The 20,204-nt window shown below is 45.0% G+C and carries 15 protein-coding genes and 2 pseudogenes; 15 read left to right on the forward strand and 2 right to left on the reverse strand.

What is annotated here, in order from left to right:
* Positions 1–23: 23 nt before the first annotated feature.
* Positions 24–959: a hydroxymethylbilane synthase gene (gene hemC, locus FLAVO9R_RS00480; RefSeq protein ID WP_159534319.1), complete on the reverse strand. Its 936-nt coding sequence runs from the start codon at positions 957–959 to the stop codon at positions 24–26.
* A 197-nt stretch (positions 960–1,156) separates the two neighbouring features.
* Between hemC and FLAVO9R_RS00485 the strand changes: the two genes are divergently transcribed.
* Complete coding sequence (locus tag FLAVO9R_RS00485; RefSeq protein WP_159527955.1) at positions 1,157–2,215, forward strand: GGDEF domain-containing protein; 1,059 nt, start codon at positions 1,157–1,159, stop codon at positions 2,213–2,215.
* Positions 2,216–2,278: 63 nt separating this feature from the next.
* Here the strand turns inward: FLAVO9R_RS00485 and FLAVO9R_RS00490 are convergent, their stop codons facing one another.
* Positions 2,279–2,950, reverse strand: coding sequence for an alpha/beta hydrolase (locus FLAVO9R_RS00490; protein WP_159527956.1), 672 nt, complete (start codon positions 2,948–2,950; stop codon positions 2,279–2,281).
* 195 nt (positions 2,951–3,145) lie between these two features.
* On the opposite strand from FLAVO9R_RS00490, the gene gmk reads away from it, so the two are divergent.
* From gmk to FLAVO9R_RS00560, 14 genes and pseudogenes are all read left to right on the forward strand, one after another.
* On the forward strand, positions 3,146–3,787 hold the full coding sequence (gene gmk / locus FLAVO9R_RS00495) for a guanylate kinase (RefSeq protein WP_159527957.1): 642 nt from the start codon (positions 3,146–3,148) through the stop codon (positions 3,785–3,787).
* 111 nt (positions 3,788–3,898) lie between these two features.
* Entirely contained in the window at positions 3,899–4,171 is a 273-nt protein-coding gene (gene rpoZ, locus FLAVO9R_RS00500; RefSeq protein ID WP_159527958.1) for a DNA-directed RNA polymerase subunit omega, read from the forward strand.
* A gap of 142 nt (positions 4,172–4,313) precedes the next feature.
* Positions 4,314–6,422: a bifunctional GTP diphosphokinase/guanosine-3',5'-bis pyrophosphate 3'-pyrophosphohydrolase gene (gene spoT / locus FLAVO9R_RS00505; protein ID WP_159527959.1), complete on the forward strand. Its 2,109-nt coding sequence runs from the start codon at positions 4,314–4,316 to the stop codon at positions 6,420–6,422.
* Positions 6,423–6,448: 26 nt separating this feature from the next.
* The gene (locus FLAVO9R_RS00510; protein ID WP_159527960.1) at positions 6,449–6,835 is read left to right on the forward strand and encodes a RidA family protein; all 387 of its coding nucleotides are present in this window, start codon (positions 6,449–6,451) and stop codon (positions 6,833–6,835) included.
* Between the two features lie 3 nt (positions 6,836–6,838).
* Positions 6,839–7,562: pseudogene (gene trmH / locus FLAVO9R_RS00515) on the forward strand (tRNA (guanosine(18)-2'-O)-methyltransferase TrmH).
* A 144-nt stretch (positions 7,563–7,706) separates the two neighbouring features.
* Positions 7,707–9,779, forward strand: coding sequence for an ATP-dependent DNA helicase RecG (recG, locus tag FLAVO9R_RS00520; RefSeq protein WP_159527961.1), 2,073 nt, complete (start codon positions 7,707–7,709; stop codon positions 9,777–9,779).
* Positions 9,772–10,566, forward strand: a complete 795-nt coding sequence (locus FLAVO9R_RS00525; protein ID WP_159527962.1) for a class I SAM-dependent methyltransferase — start codon at positions 9,772–9,774, stop codon at positions 10,564–10,566. Before recG ends, FLAVO9R_RS00525 begins: the two co-directional genes overlap by 8 nt.
* Positions 10,567–10,575: 9 nt before the next feature.
* The gene (locus tag FLAVO9R_RS00530; RefSeq protein WP_159527963.1) at positions 10,576–11,049 is read left to right on the forward strand and encodes a peroxiredoxin; all 474 of its coding nucleotides are present in this window, start codon (positions 10,576–10,578) and stop codon (positions 11,047–11,049) included.
* A 404-nt stretch (positions 11,050–11,453) separates the two neighbouring features.
* On the forward strand, positions 11,454–12,263 hold the full coding sequence (locus tag FLAVO9R_RS00535) for a hypothetical protein (protein ID WP_159527964.1): 810 nt from the start codon (positions 11,454–11,456) through the stop codon (positions 12,261–12,263).
* 16 nt (positions 12,264–12,279) lie between these two features.
* Positions 12,280–13,314, forward strand: coding sequence for an extracellular solute-binding protein (locus tag FLAVO9R_RS00540; RefSeq protein WP_159527965.1), 1,035 nt, complete (start codon positions 12,280–12,282; stop codon positions 13,312–13,314).
* The gene (locus tag FLAVO9R_RS00545; RefSeq protein WP_159527966.1) at positions 13,311–14,831 is read left to right on the forward strand and encodes an ABC transporter permease; all 1,521 of its coding nucleotides are present in this window, start codon (positions 13,311–13,313) and stop codon (positions 14,829–14,831) included. The genes FLAVO9R_RS00540 and FLAVO9R_RS00545 overlap by 4 nt, the downstream gene beginning before the upstream one ends.
* Positions 14,831–15,844: an ABC transporter ATP-binding protein gene (locus FLAVO9R_RS00550; RefSeq protein WP_159527967.1), complete on the forward strand. Its 1,014-nt coding sequence runs from the start codon at positions 14,831–14,833 to the stop codon at positions 15,842–15,844. Before FLAVO9R_RS00545 ends, FLAVO9R_RS00550 begins: the two co-directional genes overlap by 1 nt.
* A 198-nt stretch (positions 15,845–16,042) precedes the next feature.
* Complete coding sequence (locus FLAVO9R_RS00555; protein WP_159527968.1) at positions 16,043–17,224, forward strand: NAD(P)/FAD-dependent oxidoreductase; 1,182 nt, start codon at positions 16,043–16,045, stop codon at positions 17,222–17,224.
* Positions 17,225–18,900: 1,676 nt separating this feature from the next.
* Positions 18,901–20,069: pseudogene (locus FLAVO9R_RS00560) on the forward strand (IS3 family transposase).
* Positions 20,070–20,204: the final 135 nt, after the last annotated feature.

A 20,204-nucleotide genomic window follows, 5' to 3' on the forward strand; every position in this document is an offset into this window, starting at 1 on the left:
GCATATGTTAGCGATAACATACATCAGTCATACAATGCGCTAAGAATTTCTCCTGCGCCCTGTTCAAGCAGCGCGTCGGCGACTTCTACGCCAATGCGCTTCGCATTTTTTGTAGGGCCTGTGGCAGAAGCAAATAAGAGGGTTGAGCCATCTGGCTGTCCCACCATGCCTGTTAAGGTTATGCTGTCTCCATCAAGGGTAGCAAAACTTCCGATAGGTACTTGGCAACCGCCTTCTAAACGTTCATTCATAGCACGCTCTGCGCTCACCCGTATTTGGGTTTCACCGTGGTTCAGCGCTTGAAGTAACGCAATAAGCTCGGCATCGTCATTACGACACTCAATACCCACAGCACCTTGCCCAACAGCCGGAAGGGACACCGAAGCTGGTAAACCCGTTTTAATGCGCTCTTCCATGCCTAAACGTATAAGGCCAGCAGAGGCAAGAATGATGGCATCGTATTCGCCAGCATCTAGTTTGGCTAGGCGGGTATTCACATTGCCGCGTAAATCTTTAATTTTCAGGTCCGAACGATGTTTACGAATTTGGCATTGGCGGCGAAGACTAGAAGTACCCACCACAGCACCTTCTGGCAATGCATCTAAATTATCAAAGTGGTTTGAGACAAAGGCATCGAACGGGTTTTCACGTTCGCAAATGGCGTGAAGGCCAAAATCTTCGGGAAATTCAACCGGCACATCCTTCATTGAGTGCACGGCAATATCGGCTCTGCCTTCTAGCATGGCTATTTCAAGTTCTTTTATAAACAAGCCTTTACCACCAATTTTTGCTAAAGGAGTATCAAGGATTCTATCGCCTTGAGTGCTCATTGGAACCAGTTCAACCACTATTGAATCATGGTGTTCTAACAGTTTCGCTTTCACGTACTCTGCTTGCCATAGCGCCAGTGCGCTTTTTCGTGTGGCAATACGAATCGTTCTTTTAGGGGCTGCTTGCATCATTAATATCCTGTCTAGAGCCTTGTTTAAGGCATAGAACCTAAAGCAATCAATCGACTATTGCTAAAGGCTTTCGTTCGACTTATAAGTACATTGTACTTAAATCTTTAACTTGCGCACAGGTTTACGGTTGGGAAATTGTACATAGTGTGACTATGCTTATTGCACGCTAGCAATAGGTATAAGCTCCCGCTTTCATGGATACTTCTTCGTTACACAAATTTCTCGAAAAGACACATTTAAATGGCGCTGAAGTGAAACGCCGCCGTTTGACCTTGTATTTCATCTCATATATTGGCGGTATTATTATGGCCGTGCTTGCCGCTAAAAATTTAGCGCGGGATGATCACTATCTCGCGTTTTGGTTAGGTTTTTTTTCGTTTTCAGTTTTCGCTAATGCAGCGTTGTCGCATATCTTTAAAAACAGCAATATTTTTTACTATATAGCGGGGTTTATTGTTGCGGTTATGGTGGCGGTGCTCACCATTACCGGTGGCTACAATAATACTGGGCTGCACTTCGTGTACCCGATCATTTTGATACAAATTATTATCGTGCGTTTTAGAGCGGCCATTTTTTACGTCACGGGTACAGTAGGCGTGGTCGCCTTTATCGTTTACTACCAAGAGTCCATTCCTGCGAACTATCGTGGTGAAGATGTATCAAGGTTCCTTATATCCCTTTGCAGTTTTATTGCGGTTGCGTTTATTTCTGAATACTTCTGGCACAAAAGCAGAAAAGAGATGATGACAGATAACTTAGAAAGATTGCGCCAAGCCAATTCTGACCCGTTAACGAAGGTACCAAACCGGCGTTTTCTAGAGTCAGTCTATTTTGAGCGTGCAATGAAAAACCCCGCAGATTATTTCCCGTTAAGTATTGTTGTGGTGGATATCGATTACTTTAAAAAAATAAACGATAACTACGGGCATGACGTAGGCGACAGAGTATTAGTTCAGGTTGCTACACTAATGAAAAACGCCATTAGGGCGACCGATGTTGTGTCACGTACAGGGGGCGAGGAATTTTTAATTATTTACCCCAAAACAACCTTGAGTATGGCAGTAAAGCTGGCTGAAAAAATTCGAGTGGAAATTGAAAACTCCCCGTTTATAGAAGGCGATATTTTCCATTCGATCACCGCCAGTTTTGGGGTGGCGACAGCGCTGACTGACGCGAATATCAATGACACGGTAAAGTTGGCTGACGAGCACCTTTACGAAGCGAAAGGTGCTGGAAGAAACCGTGTGATGTAGCGTTAATTTGTATAGTTAATCAAGCAGCCTCTAAGCGTGCTGTATGACAAGCGTACAAGCACACTAAGCAAGCAATTTTTGTAGCCAAGTAGATATATCACTTAGCTCTTGCATGCATACATTGTGTTGCATGGTATAGGTTTGCCAAGTGGCATTAAAACCATTCTCGGTTAACGTCTTATATGCCGCATTGCCCATAAAAATTGGTACTACTTCATCCTGCTCGCCATGGGCCATCATTATGGGTATGTCACGATTCGTATCGGTAGCGTCTTGTGCCAATAATTTTGGCTCACACATATACGTCGATAATGCTAACACACCAGCTAGTTTGTGTTTGAAACGAGGCGCCACATGAAGTGCTATTACGCCACCTTGCGAGAATCCTGCTAACACAATGCGGTTTGTAGGAATGCCATTATCTACTTGTTCTTGGATCAGGGCTTCCACTTGACTTGCCGACTCAAGTACACCATCTAAATCAGCGCGGCTATTGAAATCGAGTGATTTGATGTCGTACCACGCTCGCATACGCATGCCACCGTTAATGGTAACGGGACGCTCTGGCGCGTGGGGGAAAACAAATTTCACTGACATGCTATCAGGTAGCTTTAGCTCAGGTACAATAGGCGCGAAGCCATGACCAGAATCGCCTAAACCATGAAGCCAAATTACGCACGCATTTGGCGTAGAGCTGGGGTTCTGTTCAACGTACGGCAAAAGTTCTTGCGCCATGTTTGTGTGTTCCTACTTCTTGTATTTTCCTAAAACAGCACGGGTATTAAACGCGCTGTAAACTCATCACACTGTTTGAAGTGTTGGCGCAGGCATCGAGAGTATGTTTAAACGATTGCTACTACGGCTTAATGGTTCAATATGCTATCATTGCTCCACGAAATCACCATATTTTAAAAAATATTTAATACTTTCATGGCATCATTACTCGGTAACTTATTTATACTTGCAGCGCCTTCCGGCGCAGGAAAATCCAGCCTTATAAAGGCGTTAATGGAAAAGTACGCGTCTAATAGCAATAATGCAATGGAAGTGTCAGTGTCCCATACTACTCGTAAACCTAGGCCGGGTGAAGTTGATGGGCAGCATTACCACTTTGTAAGCCGTGAGCAATTTGAAGCGCTCATAGAGCAAGGCGTTTTTTTTGAGTGGGCTGAAGTATTCGGTAATTACTACGGCACATCACGGGTGACGATTGAGCAAACTTTGCACCGAGGTATCGATGTGTTTCTAGATATCGATTGGCAAGGTGCACGTCAGGTACAAAAGCGTATGCCTGACACCTGTGGCATTTTTATATTACCGCCTTCAATCGAGGTGCTAGAGCAACGTTTAAACAGCCGTGGGCAAGACAGCGATGAAGTGATTGCCGGCCGCATGAAAGAAGCGGTGGCTGAAATGTCGCATTTTAATGAGTTCAGCCACGTAATAATAAATGACGACTTCGCTACAGCGCTTAACGATTTAGAAGCGATTGTGATTTCACAGCGTTTAAGAACAATAAAACAGCAAATGCGTTATCAGCCTTTATTAGACGAATTGCTCGGATCTGCTTAATATTTATATTGTTTTAATTTCAAACAAACCGCTAGGATCGCGCAGTACAAGAGTGTATACTACGCGGCCGTTTTTTGAATTACTTTATCAACCTAATTTTCGGAGAAATACATGGCCCGCGTAACAGTTGAAGATGCCGTAGATAAAATTGGTAACCGCTTTGATTTGGTTTTAGTAGCGGCCCGTCGTGCACGTCAAATTGCCACCGAAGGTAAAGAGCCAATGGTTGATGTGCAAAATGACAAGCCTACCGTAACGGCACTTCGTGAAATCGAAGAAGGTTTAGTAACTGCTAGTACACTTGAACAAGATGATTTGCGCGATCAGGAACAACAAGAACATGCTGAATTTTCTTCAGTAGCTAATATTCTTTCTGATCAATAGTTTCACCGCAAAGGTAACTATTGTATGTTTAAGCGCCAGTGCTTTGAAAAAAGCACTGGCGCTTTGCTTTTTGGGTATTGGCTAAAGGCTCAATTCTACGTATTCTTAAGGTTGTAACGTTAATCAGGAGTCGCACTAGTCCGTGTATTTGTTTGAAGGCTTAAAACAGAAAGTAATAAAGTACTTGCCTGCTGACCGAGTTCAGCTGGTACAAGAGGCATTTGTGTTGGCTCAAGAAGCCCACGATGGACAAATGCGCTCAAGTGGCGACCCCTATATTACGCACCCTGTTGCTGTTGCCAGTATTCTTGCTGACATGCATTTAGACCATGAAACTCTCATGGCAGCCTTGCTACACGACGTGATTGAAGACACCCATTACAGCCAAGAAGATCTTGCTGAAGCTTTCGGAGATACCGTTGCTGAGCTGGTGGAAGGGGTAAGTAAGCTAGATAAAATTGCTTTTAGCAGTAAGCAAGAAGCACAGGCTGAAAACTTCCGTAAAATGATGATGGCCATGGTGCAAGACATCCGGGTTATTCTGATTAAGCTAGCTGACCGTACCCACAATATGCGTACATTAGGTTCGCTTCGTCCTGACAAGCGCCGCCGTATTGCTCTTGAAACCCTTGAAATTTATGCACCTATTGCCCATCGCTTAGGTATTCACGATATTAAAAATGAGCTCGAAGACTTAGGTTTTCTTGCCATGTACCCTATGCGCCATCGCGCACTGAAATCAGCGGTTCGCCAAGCACGTGGTAATCGTAAAGAAATTATCGAAAATATTCGTGAAGAACTAAGCACCCGCTTAACGGCTTATAAAATTGAGTCGGACGTACTGGGCCGCGAAAAACACCTGTACTCTATTTATCGTAAAATGCGTAATAAAGAACTCATGTTCAACGAAGTGATGGACATTTACGCGTTTCGTATTGTGGTCGATTCAGTCGATAATTGTTACCGTTCGTTAGGCGCTATGCACAGTTTGTATAAGCCTATTGAAAACCGTTTTAAAGATTACATTGCTATTCCCCGTACCAATGGCTATCAGTCATTGCACACCTCGCTTATTGGCCCTCATGGTATTCCGGTAGAAATACAAATTCGTACCCAAGAAATGGATCAAATGGCAGATAAAGGGGTTGCCGCGCATTGGCTTTATAAAGAACCTGGCGACAACGGCACTACTGCGCAACTAAGAGCGCGTAAGTGGATGCAGTCGTTACTTGAGCTTCAACAATCAGCCAGTTCATCGTTCGAATTTATTGAATCGGTTAAAACGGATTTATTCCCAGAAGAAATATACGTATTCACCCCAGATGGCCGCATTATTGAGCTGCCCATGGGCGCTACGGCCGTAGACTTTGCCTATGCGGTGCATTCAGATATTGGTAACACCTGTGTAGGTGTTCGAGTAGAGCGTAGAAACTACAGCTTAAGTAAGCCGCTACAAAATGGCCAAACCGTAGAAATTATTACCTCACCTAAAGCTAAGCCCAATGCTAACTGGCTGAACTTCGTAGTAAGTGCTCGCGCACGCACCCGTATTCGTCAATATTTGCGCAAGCAGCATTCGCAAGAAGCCGTGAACATGGGTAACCGCTTACTGCGCCATGCATTAGGTGAAGTGAAGCTGGACGATATTCCGGAGGCCGATATTGAACGTGTGGTGGCTGAAACTAAGCACGATGATTTTGATTCGTTGCTTATCGATATCGGTTTAGGTAACGAGCTAAGCGCTATTGTTGCGCGCAGACTGTTAGGTGAAAACACAGATTTACCAGAGAAAAAAGGTAACGTGGCTATTCGCGGTACGGAAGGCTTATTGGTGCATTATGCCCGTTGTTGTCACCCTATTCCTGACGATGAAATTGTGGCGGTATTAAGCCCAGGTCGGGGTATGACGATTCACCAAATTGGTTGTAACAACATTCGCAAGCTTTCAAGAGAAGAGCCTCAGCGTGTATTACCTATGCGTTGGGATGAAGAACCCCAAGGTGAATTTAAAGCATCGCTTCGAATTGAGTTGTTTAATCATCAGGGTACCCTTGCTACCCTTACGAATACGATTTCTGGTTGCGATTCCAATATTATTGGACTGCAAACAGAAGAAAAAGAGAGTAATATCTACTTTATCGACATCGAAATTACCACGCAAAATCGCGTACATTTGGCACGAGTGATGAAAAAAATCCGCACCATGCCAGAGGTTCAGAAAGTGTCACGTCATAGTCAGTCCAGACACTAACTTTTAAAAAATTTTTAGGATCCATTATGTCTAAGTCTATTATTCAGACCGATAAGGCACCTGCCGCTATTGGTACTTACAGTCAAGCAGTTAAGGCTGGCACAACAGTGTATCTTTCTGGCCAAATTCCTTTGGTTGCAGAGACCATGGAAATGGTTTCAGAAGACTTCGCTGAACAAGCGGTACAGGTTTTTGAAAACTTAAAAGCCGTGTGCGATGCCGCTGGCGGCACCACGAACGACTTGGTAAAAGTGAACATCTTTCTTATCGATTTAGATCACTTTGCGACGGTAAATGAAATTATGAGCCGTTACTTCAACAAGCCATACCCGGCGCGTGCTGCAGTGCAAGTGTCTGCATTGCCTAAAGGCGCACAAATTGAAATCGACGGCGTGATGGAATTGCCGGAGTAAGTCATGTCGCCAGAGCGTTACCTTCGCATTCGAAGTGCGTTGGCAAAAAGGCAAACCGACCTTACGGTTTGCCTCGAAAACGTACACAAACCCCACAATGTATCGGCTGTTGTTCGCACTTGTGATGCCATTGGCATTCACCGCGTACATACCGTGTGGGAAGAGAAATATCAGTTTCGTGGCGACACCGCTATGGGCAGCCAGCAATGGGTTCGCCAAACCAACCATGATAAACGCCATTGGCGCACTTAAGCAGCAGGGTATGCAGGTGTTAGTGACCCATTTGTCTGATACTGCAGTGGGCTTTCGTGAAGTCGATTACACCAAACCTACCGCGATTATTTTTGGTCAAGAACGCTACGGCGCTACCGATGAAGCAATTGCGATGGCCGATCAAGATATCATCATTCCTATGGCGGGTATGGTGCAATCGTTGAATGTGTCTGTGGCGGCAGCACTTGTGCTATATGAAGCGCAGCGCCAGCGTGAACTGGCAGGTATGTACGATGTTGAACATTTACCTGAAGAAGAATGCCAAAAACTGTTGTTCGAAAGAGGTTACCCCAGACTGTGCGCCTTAAGTAAAACGAAAGGGGTTCCATACCCGGCTATTGATGACATAGGCCGCATTGATGCACCAGCAAGTTGGTGGAAACAAATGCAGTTAACGCCAGAAGCATTACACGCCTTATCTGACGATGAACAGACAGTGCCTACAGGCGCCTAGCCTGTCAAACTCGTAGCACCTGTCATACTGGCCTTAAACCGTACTCGCCAAGCTTCTCGCAATCTATTACACTTCGTTTCTAATAAATGATTGCTTTCATTACCCTAATGAAATCATACGCTTGATCTAAGGAATGTCGGTCAAATGCAAACTCTTGCCACCACGCCCATCACCGCCCTAAAAGGGGTAGGCGCTAAAGTGGCCGAAAAGCTGGCTAAAATTGGCTTATTTACCTTACAAGACGTGCTGTTTCACCTGCCGCTCCGTTATGAAGACAGAACACGGGTTTACAGCGTGGCCGAGTGCCGCCCGTTTACCCATGTTAGCGTGCAGGGCGAAGTAAAAAGTGCCGATATCCAATACGGTAAAAAACGCATGTTGGTGGTGAAGTTAAGTGATGGTACAGGCACCATTACTTTGCGTTTTTTTCACTTTGGCGCAGTTCAACGCACGATGATGACGCCGGGCAATGTAATACGATGCTTTGGTGAGGTTCGCACTGGCAAGTGGGGCATTGAAATGATGCACCCTGAGTTCAAACTCATCGATGAAGACGCACCGCTAGAAGCAGAATCGTTAACGCCTGTTTACCCCACCACCGAGGGAGTAAAGCAACTTACCTTGCGCAACTTAACTGACCAAGCCCTTAAAATGTTAGATAAAGGCGCACTGGCTGACTTACTGCCTGACGGTATGTACAGCGACCAGATAAGCCTAAACGAAGCATTACATGCAGTGCATCGGCCAACCCCCGATACCGATGTGCATGAAATGGAAGAAGGGCTTCATCCTGCTCAGTATCGATTAATTTTAGAAGAGCTTTTGTCCCACCATTTAAGTGTATTAAAAGTACGTAAGCTTTCAGATGCACAACCCGGCATTAGCGTAAAAGTAGATAAGCCCCTTATTGAAAAGATGTTAGCGCAGTTGCCATTCTCGCCTACAGGCGCACAGCAGCGAGTAGTGGCCGATATTCAGCAAGATATGCAACACCCCAGACCCATGATGCGCTTAGTACAAGGCGACGTAGGCTCAGGAAAAACCTTAGTGGCCGCCCTTGCTGCGCTATCTGCTATTGGCGCGGGGCATCAGGTGGCGTTAATGGCGCCAACGGAGCTGCTTGCTGAACAGCATGCTAATAATTTTAGAGAATGGTTTGCGCCGCTGGGCATAGAAATTGGGTGGTTGGCCGGTAAGCTTAAAGGTAAAGCCCGTACCGAAGTGCTAGCGCGGCTCGAAAGTGGCGATGTACAAATGTTGGTGGGCACCCACGCGATTTTTCAAGAAAGCGTAAACTACCAACAACTCGCCTTGGTGATTGTGGATGAACAGCACAGATTTGGTGTACATCAACGCCTTGCGCTTCGCGATAAAGGCGAGCAACAGGGGCGATACCCACACCAGTTAATTATGACGGCAACCCCTATACCTCGAACGCTGGCCATGACTGCCTATGCCGACCTAGATACGTCTGTCATTGATGAATTACCTCCGGGACGTACACCAGTGACCACAGTGGTATTGCCGGATAGCAGGCGAGCGGAAGTTATTGAGCGCGTTCGCACAGCCTGTAAAGAAAACGGTAGGCAAGCCTACTGGGTTTGTACTCTAATTGATGAATCAGAAGTGTTGGAATGCCAAGCCGCCGAAGATGCCGCGGTTATCCTTCGCACAGCGTTGCCGGAACTTAACGTAGGTTTAGTGCATGGGCGCTTAAAGCCTGCTGAAAAACTACAAGTAATGGCCGACTTTAAAGCGGGTGAGCTCGATTTACTGGTGGCCACAACCGTCATTGAGGTAGGGGTAGATGTACCCAATGCCAGTATTATGATTATTGAAAACCCCGAACGATTGGGGTTAGCTCAGCTACACCAACTTCGCGGGCGAGTCGGGCGTGGGGCGGTAGAAAGCCAATGCGTACTTATGTACCAAAGCCCCTTGTCTAAAACGGCTACTCAGCGATTAACTGTTTTGCGTGAATCTAACGATGGGTTTTACATTGCCCAGCGAGACTTAGAAATTCGTGGGCCAGGAGAATTTATGGGGACTCGTCAAACCGGTATGGCCGAACTTAAAATTGCCGACTTAGTTCGCGATGCCGCGCTGATTCCCAAAGTACAAGAAATTGCCTATACCTTATGGGAGCAATATCCTTCCCACGCTCAAGCCATTATCAACCGCTGGATAGGGCACAAGGAGCAATATGGCCATGCTTAATACTTTGCCTCTTGTGATTGCTAGCACCGAAGGCGATACCCGCTTTGAAAGCGACAAAGCGCTCGCGCTAACGATCAGTAAAAACTGGGGTTTTTCAATTGAAGAAAAGCCCGTTGAAGGCTTTTACCTTCAAGTCAGTCACGATGTACTTGGCCTTGCTGATGCGAGCGAAAAGAAAACACTGCCTGTTGACGTTGATTTTGCTTCCCCTGCTAGCCTATATCGCAAAGCCCATGGTGGCGGCAGAAAAGAGCCTATTGTAAAAGCGGTGGGGTTAAAAGGTGATGTAATTAAAGGTGCAAAACCATGGCACGTAGTAGATGCTACGCCGGGTTTAGGCAGAGATGCATTTGTGTTGGTTAGTGTAGGCTGCAAGGTTACTATGATAGAGCGTTCGCCCATAGTAGCCGCCTTGCTTGAAGATGGTATTCGACGTTTACAAGTGCGCTTCCCAGAACTTGCAGAACGATTAGCACTACAACATGGAAATAGTGCCGATGTAATGCAATACTGGAATGGTGAAAACGTAGATGCGATTTACTTAGACCCTATGTTTCCGCACAAAAAGAAATCAGCCTTGGTGAAGAAGGAAATGCGATTGTTTCAACAATTGCTTGGACACGACGCCGACGCCGACGCGTTACTCGCGCCAGCGTTAGCACTAGCATCGGCTAGAGTTGTGGTAAAACGCCCTAATAGTGCAGAAGTGCTAGCAGGAAATAATCCATCAATGGCAATAGAAAGTAAAAAACATAGATTCGATGTGTATTTACGTCAAAAATCCTAGGAGAGCAGCATGATAGAAGTTGGTAGCACCTTGCCCGAGGTGGATTTCAGCCTTTTAGTAAATGGTGAGATGACAAACCCCGGCACTGCCGAGCTTTTTAACGACAAGCGAGTAGTAATGTTTGCAGTGCCAGGCGCGTTTACGCCAACCTGTTCTCAAGCACATCTACCGGGCTATGTAGCATTGGCAGATAAAATTAAAGCGAAAGGCGTAGACACTGTTATTTGCTTATCGGTAAACGATGCATTCGTAATGGATGCATGGGGTAAGGTGAATAACGCTGAAGAGATTATGATGCTGGCAGACGGCAACGGTCATTTCACAAAGCAAATTGGTTTAGACATGAATACCAGCGACTTTGGTGGCTTGCGCTCTATGCGTTACGCCATGTTAGTTGAAGACTGCGTAGTGAAAAAAATCAGTGTAGAAGATCCGGGTCGCTTTGAAGTCAGTGATGCCGAGAGCATGCTAAAAAGCTTGTAACAGCAAGTTTAGCACTAAGCACTAAACCCATTGAAAGGCTTGAGCATAATATGAAGTGATGCTCAGGCCTTTTTTGATCGCGAAATGTACTAACCTAGCCCTTCTTGAGAGCCTAAGTAAGTGGACGTCATAAAAATATTGATAGCCTTTTGCACTAGCTTGACCTCACTAAAGTTGATCGCATAGTGTCGTTAAAATGTAATATAACTATGCCGCAGACAGCCAGTGAATAGCGGTTATACGATGAATTGCTAAACGCAATATTCACTGAAATCAGCGTAGTTACTGACGTTAAAGCCCATTTGGAAATACGAAAGTATGACATAATCATACGTCGAGTTACCTTTACTTAATTAATGATAATAAGTATCATTTGCATAATTAGAAGCGTACTAGGAAAAATGATGACAACAACACTTAAGAAGCTAAGTGCCTCGGTATTAGTATTAGCAGTGACCTTTTCATTGGGCACAAGCTGCGCCTTTGCAAATGGTGTAATCAGCGAACATGTAAACAACCTTCAGGCTCATATTGGTGAGTACACAGAAGAAGTACACTGGTTAGAAGAAAAATTCGGCAGTGTTGTTGATGCGTACGAAAAAGACAGCAAGAACGTAGACACAGACGCCCTAATTGAATATTGGGAAGAGGTCGATTTTCATTCTGCGATAGAAACTCAGTACGTACCTGTTTATGCGTCTATTTGGCAGGGTATCTATGGCATTAAAATGGGTATCGAAAACGGCAAATCAGTTGAAGACGTTCGCGCAGAGCAAACCAAACTTAATCAAGCCTTGTGGCAAGCGTTAGGCGCAGTTAAACTTGCGTCACAATATCAAAAGCAGGGTTTGATTGCCAAAGTACAAACCACTGAAGTTGAACCAACCACCGCGCCTGAAGTTATCGACGATATTAAAAAGCGTTTAGATCGCGTAGTCGCTAAATCGGCAGAGCAACTGACTGAAGTTGCCACCACCTTGGTTCACGATACATACTTACAGCGTTTTGAAGGGGTAGAAGGGGCGTTAATTGAATTAGACGCTGACCTAGTTGAAGACTTAGAAAAAGACTTTAACGTAACCCTTCCACAAGCAATTACGGGCGGTAAAGGTGTAGAGGCGGTGCGTGGCGTAGTGGAAACTATGCAAACTAAATTAGACCGCGCTCGTTCCTTGTTAGTAGAAGCAGAAAAAAGTCGTAAAGACGTTTTCTAAGGAATAGTTTTTTCAAATGCAACGTAGAACATTTTTACAAGGTTTAGCCGCCGCAGGTGCGTTAGGTAGTTTACCTATCAGCAGTTTGAGCTTTGCCAACACTATTGCAAGTGTGTCGGTAGAATCCCTTCCTCAGTTGGAAGGTGATCTCACCCTTTATTTAGGGCGTGGTGAAGGTGGTTTGTATGAAAATGTGCTCGATGCCATTAAAAAACGTAATCCAAAGCTTAACTTAAAAATTAGACGCGGCGCTTCAGCCGCGTTAGCCAATACCCTTGCTGCAGAAGCAAAAGCAGGGGTGAAACGCGCTGATTTATTTTGGGCGGTAGATACCGGTAGTATTGGCATGGTAACCGATTCTGGTTTAGCTAAGCCGTTACCTACCGACTTAACCACGCAATTGAAAGACGGTTTCCAGTATCCTAGCTGGACACCCGTGACTGGCCGTATTCGTACATTGCCGTATAACACAGAGCGGGTAACGCCCGATCAAATCCCAGATAGCGTAATGGCCTTAGCCGATAGTGATTTGGCATTAGGTTGGGCTCCGGCCTATGCATCATTCCAGTCATTCGTTACCGCTATGCGCATTTTAGAAGGCGAAAAGGCCACGGCCGATTGGCTTAAAGGCGTTAATAGCAAAGCGAAAAAATACGCAGGCGAACTTGGCGTAGTGATGGGCGTTGAACGGGGCGAAGTGGATATGGGCTTTGCAAACCATTACTACACGTTGCGCTTAAAAGCCGGTAAGCCAAACGCTAATGTTGCCCTTGCCTATACGCAAAACGATGCAGGCTGTTTAGTGAATGCCTCTGGCATTGTGGCATTAAGCGAAGGCGATTTGCCGGTGAACTTCATTCGCTATTTACTGAGCCGTGAAGTGCAAGGTTATTTGGCAAGTGAAGCGTATGAAATTCCGTTGGTACAAGGGGTTGCACCGCCGCAAGGCTTACCTGCATTATCTGAAATTTCTCCACCCGATATGGATCTTAGAAAACTAGCAGATTTACGCCCCACGCTAAACCTTATGCGAAAAGTCGGGGTGCTGTGAGCAACTGGCCAAAGTCGTACCCGCTGGCTCTAATTATCGCGTTAATGGCATTGTTGCCAGTAGGCGTTTTATTTTCGTTAGCATCTGAGAGCGCAGAAATTTTCGACACCCACAACTTGCGCGTACTCGGCAACACTGTATCACTCATGGTGCTGACTATTATTGGCTCGGTGCTAATAGGTGTGCCGTTAGCGCTCTTTACTGCTTACGTGCAAATGCCGTTCAAACGGTTTTGGCTAATTCTTTTAGCTGCGCCCTTAGCCTTACCCAGTTATATCGGTGCATTTGCCATGTACTTTTCATTTGGCCGTGGTGGCGAAATAGAAAACGTATTAGGGATTACCACACCCAGTATTGATGGTTTGTGGGGCTCAGCGCTAGTTATGTCATTGTACACCTATCCTTTTGTGATGATGACCACACGGGCATCGTTACTAAGCCTTGATGCCAGCTTAATCAATGCAGCCCGCACCCTTGGCGTATCTTTGTATACTAGTTTGTGGCGCGTGGTATTACCTCGTGTAGCCACCAGTATTGCTGCCGGCGCCTTATTAGCTGCACTTTATGCGCTGTCTGATTTTGGTACGCCAGCCATCATGGGATTAGACACTTTCACCCGCGTTATCTTTGTTGAATACAATGCCTTTGGCTTAAGCCAAGCTGCCATGCTGAGCTTGCAGTTAATGGTGATTGTAGGATTAATCTTATTCATTGAAAGTCGTATTGGCGGCGCCAAAGAACGCCCAGGTAGACATTTAAGTTTATGGCCTGCCCGTTGGCAGCGTAACCTTATGTTACTAGCAGCAATGCCTATATTGTTGCTGGCTATAGTATTGCCTCTTGCGGTATTCACTCTGTGGCTAATACGGGAAGGCACAGGTGGATTCGAGTTTAGTTATGCGTGGAATTCAGCCTATGCGTCTTTCCTAGCCGCTATTGTGGCCGTTATTTTGGCCATACCCGTTGCCCACGCGGCTATTGCGGGCAAAGCTGGGCGTTTAATGGAACGCATTACTTATTTTGGTTTTGGCGTACCTGGTATCGTGATGGGTACTGCATTGGTTTACGTTGGCCTTCAATTGCCTTATTTGTATCAAACCTTGGGTTTGTTAGTGATGGCGTATGTTCTGCGCTTTATACCCCTTGCCGTGGGTAGTGTGCGTAGTACCGCAGATAATTTAGATACCGGATTAGTGAAAGCAGCACGAGTGTTAGGGGCTAGCCCTCGCGAAGCATTTATGCGCATTACGTTGCCACTTACCCTAAGAGGCATGATAGCCGGTGCCGCTTTGGTGTTTTTAGAAGCCATGCGAGAATTACCTGCCACCCTAATGTTGGGGCCAACGGGGTTTGAAACCTTAGCTACCTACATGTGGCGAGTATACGAAGCAGGTTACTTTGGTCGCGCCGCTGTACCGGGGTTATTGCTGGTATTGTTATCGGGCTTTGGATTAATATTAATGCTTTCTGGCGAACGCCGGGCCCAGTTTACCGTTTCCGAGGATGATCGTAGTTAATGCTTAAAGTGAGTGAGTTGTCAGTTAATTATGGTGCTACCCGTGTAGTGAATAAGCTTAACCTAGCATTAGGTTCAGACGAAATTCTCATGCTGGTGGGCCCAACAGGCTGCGGTAAAACCACTATTTTACAGGCATTGGCAGGTCTTATTCCTATTTCAGAAGGGCAAATGACCCTTGGAAACTGGACCGCCACACCGAAGAAAACGGTGCCTCCTGAAAAACGCAATGTAGGCATGGTGTTTCAAGATTTCGCCCTGTTCCCCCATTTAACTGTGCAGCAAAATGTTTGCTTCCGTTTAAAAGATACTAAGCTTGCCGATCATTGGTTAAAGCTTCTTGGCCTTGAAGATTTTCGCGATGCTAAGCCTGCTCGTTTATCGGGTGGTCAAAAGCAACGTGTTGCGTTAGCTCGCACCTTGGCACACGAACCGGCATTTGTTTTATTAGATGAACCCCTTTCAAATCTAGACGCTGCCTTAAAAGACAGCCTTCGTTGGGAAATTCGCGATGCCCTTAAAGCTGCAGGCGTGCCTGCTATTTGGGTAACTCACGACCAAGAAGAAGCCTTAAGCGTAGGTGACAGAGTAGGGATATTAAATAAAGGTGTACTAGAGCAACTTGCTACCCCTGAAGCTTGTTATTCTGAGCCCGCCAGCCGGTTTGTGGCTCGCTTTATGGGCGAAGCTAGCTTTATTCCAGGTACTTTCGATAACGGCATTGTTACCACTAACATTGGCACTGTGCCTGGTACATCAGTGGATGGTGCTAACGGCAAAGTAGATTTGTTAGTGCGCCCTGACGATTTAAGTTTACGTGCAGACCATGAATCCCCCAATGGCACTGTAGATTGGGTACGTTACGAGGGGGAAAGCCGCCTTTATGCCGTAACCCTAGACAGCGGCAGCCAATTAAAGGTACGTGTAAGCCATGAAAATGCCATGAAACCGGGTGCGCGAGCACACATGGCGCTAATCACTACGCACCCTTTAGCGGTGTTTGCGCGAACATAAACTTTTGCACTCGAAGACTAAAAACCCCTATCTACCAATACGCTACAGCAGTGGTTTAAAATTAAACTGCTGGCATACATTGTAGCCCCCCAGCATTTACGTATAATTCAGCTCGTTTTGCCCCATGCCTTATTATTAGACAGTTAGGGCAATTAGTACGATATTCCAAGTCAGGTACAGCAGTTAAAGGTGAGTAGTGTGAAGCAGCGTGATGTAATTGTGATTGGTGCTGGTGCAGCAGGGCTGTTTTGTGCAGCGCAAGCCGGTGCCCGTGGGCGCAGTGTAGAAGTGCTCGATCACGCCAAAAAAGTAGGTCGTAAAATTCTTATGTCTGGAGGCGGACGCTGTAACTTCACCAATATGTACGCTGGCCCGGAAAACTTTCTATCGCAAAACCCACACTTTTGTAAGTCGGCATTAAGCCGCTACACCCAATGGGATTTTATTGGATTGGTAGCCGAGCACGGCATTGCATACCATGAGAAAACCCTAGGCCAGCTATTTTGCGACGACAGCGCCAAAGATATTGTAGAACTTCTGCTAAAAGAGTGTGATAAAGCGGGGGTAACTATTACCACACGCTGCGACATTATAAGCGTTGAGAAAACCGAATCAGGTTACACGCTAAACACTTCTTTGGGTGAATACCAATGTGAGTCGCTAGTTATCGCCACCGGCGGCTTAAGCATGCCGAAGCTAGGCGCAACACCGTTTGGCTACAAAGTGGCAGAGCAGTTTGGCTTAAACGTGCTACCCACTCGCGCAGCACTAGTACCTTTCACCCTGCAAGATAAAGACAAAGACGTATTAGCCGAGCTAAGCGGCATTGCCATAGACGTAAATGCACAATGCAACGACACCTCATTCCGTGAAGCTATGCTGTTTACGCATCGCGGCCTAAGCGGCCCAGCCATGCTACAAATCTCAAGCTTTTGGGAAGCAGGCGAGGCGTTAAGCATTAATACGCTACCTACCGAAGATGCGCAGGCGCTTATTAATACGGCGCGCACCGACACGCCAGATGCCTTACTGGCAACCTGTTTAAACAAAGTGTTTCCTAAACGCATGGTACAAAGCTTTATTGAATATCATCAATGGCGCAACGTACCGGTAAAACAATTGAGCCACAGCGAATGCGAGGCTATTGCTAATACGCTAGAAAACTGGCAAATAAAACCTAACGGCACCGAGGGTTACAGAACCGCCGAAGTTACCATTGGCGGTGTAAATACCGATGAGCTATCGTCTAAAACCATGATGGCTAAAAACGTAGAAGGCCTTTATTTTATAGGCGAAGTGGTAGATGTAACCGGTTGGTTAGGGGGCTTTAATTTCCAGTGGGCATGGAGCAGCGGCTGGGCAGCAGGGCAGGTGGTGTAGTTGTTTTATTAGATTCTAGATGAAGACAATAATTAGCTACAAGCCACATAGAATTCCTCGCAATTTTAGCTTTTTTTGATTCTAAATAGAGACATTTAAGCGCGCCTATTTAGGCCGCTGATAATATGAAATTTTAACCTATTATATGGTTTGGAGATTCTGATTAGGAAAAGCGAATCCAAAAGGTATGGGAAAGCCTGAATAATCAGGATCTGTAAGCAGTTTTGACTACAACTTATGTTTTGTATTAGTTATTTATTCAACTTACCTTGTTCGGCAAGAAGCAAAGCTGATTGAGGTAACTTAGAAAGTTTACTTCTTAGGTAACCATGCTCGTTGACCAACCTTCCTATTTCTGTAATTGACATTGAAGACAAATCGCTTAAGTTTCTGATGCTTTCTGCAGTCCGTAGGTCTTCTTTTCCCCAATCCTTAGAAGGTGCCACTGCTTTTATTTGTTTAGGCAATACTTTATCTATGAGTGCTTTATCGTTGTAATAAAACACGAAATAAGCAGACTGAGCATGTTTTCTGACTTGAGTTCTGCACCAGTGTGGTGTTCTCTACAAATAGATTCTAGCTTCTTATAGGCATTCGCTACATCTTTCTTAATGCACAAATGTTTGCGCCAACGAACCATGTTCGGTTCACAAGAAATCACTTGCTCGACATAGCCAATACTCAAGTCTATTCTTTAGCTATTAGTTCTCGATGAATGCCGTAAAGAGCTTTTATCAATACTTTACGCTTCACACTACCCTTGGAAGCCATAGAGTTTGTGAAATGCGGAATTCGGTTAGTTTTAACAACTCGCTTTATAAAACATTAGCTTTTGCCTGCTGTCCCTTCAATCGAATTGAAACTGTTTCCTTTCATCAATAATTTGATAAGTTTAGCTTCAGCAGCTTGCTTTTCAGCAGTCATGATATTGCTGGAGGTGTCTATTTTAGAGAGTGGTTTCTGACTATTCGACACAAGCTTATTTATATCCCCATCAGTTAACCAGCAGGCCAATAAAATGTGTTTTAGTGGGTGAGCATGTGAGTGGGTTTTATTTTTAAAATCCGACCGATATACTGCAAGTTGCTCAATGCAAAAGGGACACCTGTTTCTAAGTGATTTTTATATGGCAAACTTTTCCAGTACTCACTTAGCAAAGATGTAACCTTCGAGATCTTAATTAAAAGATCATTTGGGCTAACTAGTCCCATTTGGTTAAGTATATTTCGATAAATGATTTGATAGTTAAGTGCCTGAGTTCGGCAAAGGTCAAATAGCTGAGCGAAGAATGTTGCAAGTTTAACTTCAATATCTGAAGCGTACTTTTCATCCATTTTCCCAAATGGAGGTAAAATAACTGTCTATCATTGTGTCCATCCCCCATTGAAACTGAATTTAACAGACAATGATATGTACTACATGTATTAACTCCCGATATTTTATGGCACTAATGTGCCGGTATGCAAAACCATTTTTTTAATATCCCTTTGGGTACACAAAGGACAAAAATTTAGGCCGTAAAATGTTTTAAATCTTGAGTGTGCAATGGCAGTAGTTAGTAGTACTTTGTCATCTGACTGATTAAACATTGCTTCTCTGATATAACCAGCATGTGAATAGACCAGTCTTCTCTAGACACTTAATTGCTTTATAATCATGTGCACTAAGATGAAAAGATGTCTCAGCAATTTACAGAAAAATTTAAAATACAAGCCGTTAAACAAGTTACCGACCAAGGTTATTAGGTGGCAAGCGTTTCTGAGAGGCTGGGAGTTACTAGCAGTTAGCTTTATAACTGGATAAAAGCCTACGGGCCAGATAGTGAAGAACATAAGCAATCTCAAGAACAATCAGACCGTATTAAGCAACTCGAAAAAGAGCTTAAACGCGTGACAACGGAACACAACATCCTAAAGAGCGTTGCAGTGATCACTTGAACTTACAACCATATTTTTCGCGGGCGAGTCAAAGAAAAATACGCGTTCATAAAAGCTAGGCTCAAGAATTACCCCACAAAATTGATGTGCGAAGCGCTCTCAATACAACGAAGCGGCCTCTATGCATGGATGGATAAACCGAAGTCAAAGCGGCAGCGGGAAGACGAACGCTTGACGGGATTAATTAAACATTCTTGGCTAGAAAGTGGCTGTGTCTATGGGTATAGAAAAGTCACGAGCGATCTAAAGGACTTAGGCGAATCGTGCAGCAAGCATCGTGTAGCCAAGCTAATGAAGCTAGAGGGTATTAAGGCACAAATCGGTTATAGCAAGCGCAAGGGGCATTACAGCGGTAAGCCAGCTGTCTTCGCAGATAACGTGCTAAATAGGTAGTTTACCGTTGAAACACCAAACCGATACTGGGTCACCGACATTACCTATATCCGAACCCACGAAGGCTGGCTCTACCTTGCCGTCGTCTTAGATTTGTACTCCCGCGCCGTCGTCGGTTGCTCAATGAGTTCTCGCATGGAGTCTGAATTCGTTACTCAGGCGCTTCTAGCAGCTGTATGGCGACGAAAACCTACAAAGCGGTGCTGATACACTCAATTCAAGGTAGTCAGTTTACTGGCTATGAATGGAGTGACTTCTTAACAGAACATAATCTCAAAACCAGCATGAGCCGTCGAGGAAACTGCCACGATAATGCGATAGTAGAGCGCTTCTTCCAACTACATAAGCGAGAGCGAATAAAGAGAAAAATTTATACAACACTTGAGCAAGCAAAGGCTGACGTATTCGATTACATCGAAATGTTTTATAACTCTAGACGCAAGCATGGTGAAGCGAATAATATGCCTCCACTGGCTTATGAAAAGCTAGAAGAATTTAAACGAAAATCTATCTAGTAAAGTCTGGTCGATTCATAGAAACGTTCGCAACCTTGCCCTAGCTTTATGAATTGGCAGCCTAAATATTAAATTTTATTATACAAATTAAGACGTTAATTATTGGCTAGGTTTGCCAACGAGCACTTTTAAAGT

The sequence above is a fragment of the Alteromonas sp. 38 genome, from assembly GCF_902506055.1.
In the GTDB taxonomy this organism is placed as follows: Bacteria; Pseudomonadota; Gammaproteobacteria; order Enterobacterales; family Alteromonadaceae; genus Alteromonas; species Alteromonas lipotrueae.

Excerpts from the sequence above, each read along its gene's own strand:
- FLAVO9R_RS00490 (WP_159527956.1), bottom strand. The coding sequence starts at position 2,950 with ATGGCGCAAGAACTTTTGCCGTACGTTGAACAGAACCCCAGCTCTACG.
- hemC (WP_159534319.1), bottom strand. The coding sequence starts at position 959 with ATGCAAGCAGCCCCTAAAAGAACGATTCGTATTGCCACACGAAAAAGC.
- FLAVO9R_RS00535 (WP_159527964.1), top strand. The coding sequence starts at position 11,454 with ATGACAACAACACTTAAGAAGCTAAGTGCCTCGGTATTAGTATTAGCA.
- rpoZ (WP_159527958.1), top strand. The coding sequence starts at position 3,899 with ATGGCCCGCGTAACAGTTGAAGATGCCGTAGATAAAATTGGTAACCGC.
- FLAVO9R_RS00540 (WP_159527965.1), top strand. The coding sequence starts at position 12,280 with ATGCAACGTAGAACATTTTTACAAGGTTTAGCCGCCGCAGGTGCGTTA.
- FLAVO9R_RS00525 (WP_159527962.1), top strand. The coding sequence starts at position 9,772 with ATGCTTAATACTTTGCCTCTTGTGATTGCTAGCACCGAAGGCGATACC.
- recG (WP_159527961.1), top strand. The coding sequence starts at position 7,707 with ATGCAAACTCTTGCCACCACGCCCATCACCGCCCTAAAAGGGGTAGGC.
- FLAVO9R_RS00550 (WP_159527967.1), top strand. The coding sequence starts at position 14,831 with ATGCTTAAAGTGAGTGAGTTGTCAGTTAATTATGGTGCTACCCGTGTA.
- gmk (WP_159527957.1), top strand. The coding sequence starts at position 3,146 with ATGGCATCATTACTCGGTAACTTATTTATACTTGCAGCGCCTTCCGGC.
- FLAVO9R_RS00510 (WP_159527960.1), top strand. The coding sequence starts at position 6,449 with ATGTCTAAGTCTATTATTCAGACCGATAAGGCACCTGCCGCTATTGGT.
- FLAVO9R_RS00530 (WP_159527963.1), top strand. The coding sequence starts at position 10,576 with ATGATAGAAGTTGGTAGCACCTTGCCCGAGGTGGATTTCAGCCTTTTA.
- FLAVO9R_RS00485 (WP_159527955.1), top strand. The coding sequence starts at position 1,157 with ATGGATACTTCTTCGTTACACAAATTTCTCGAAAAGACACATTTAAAT.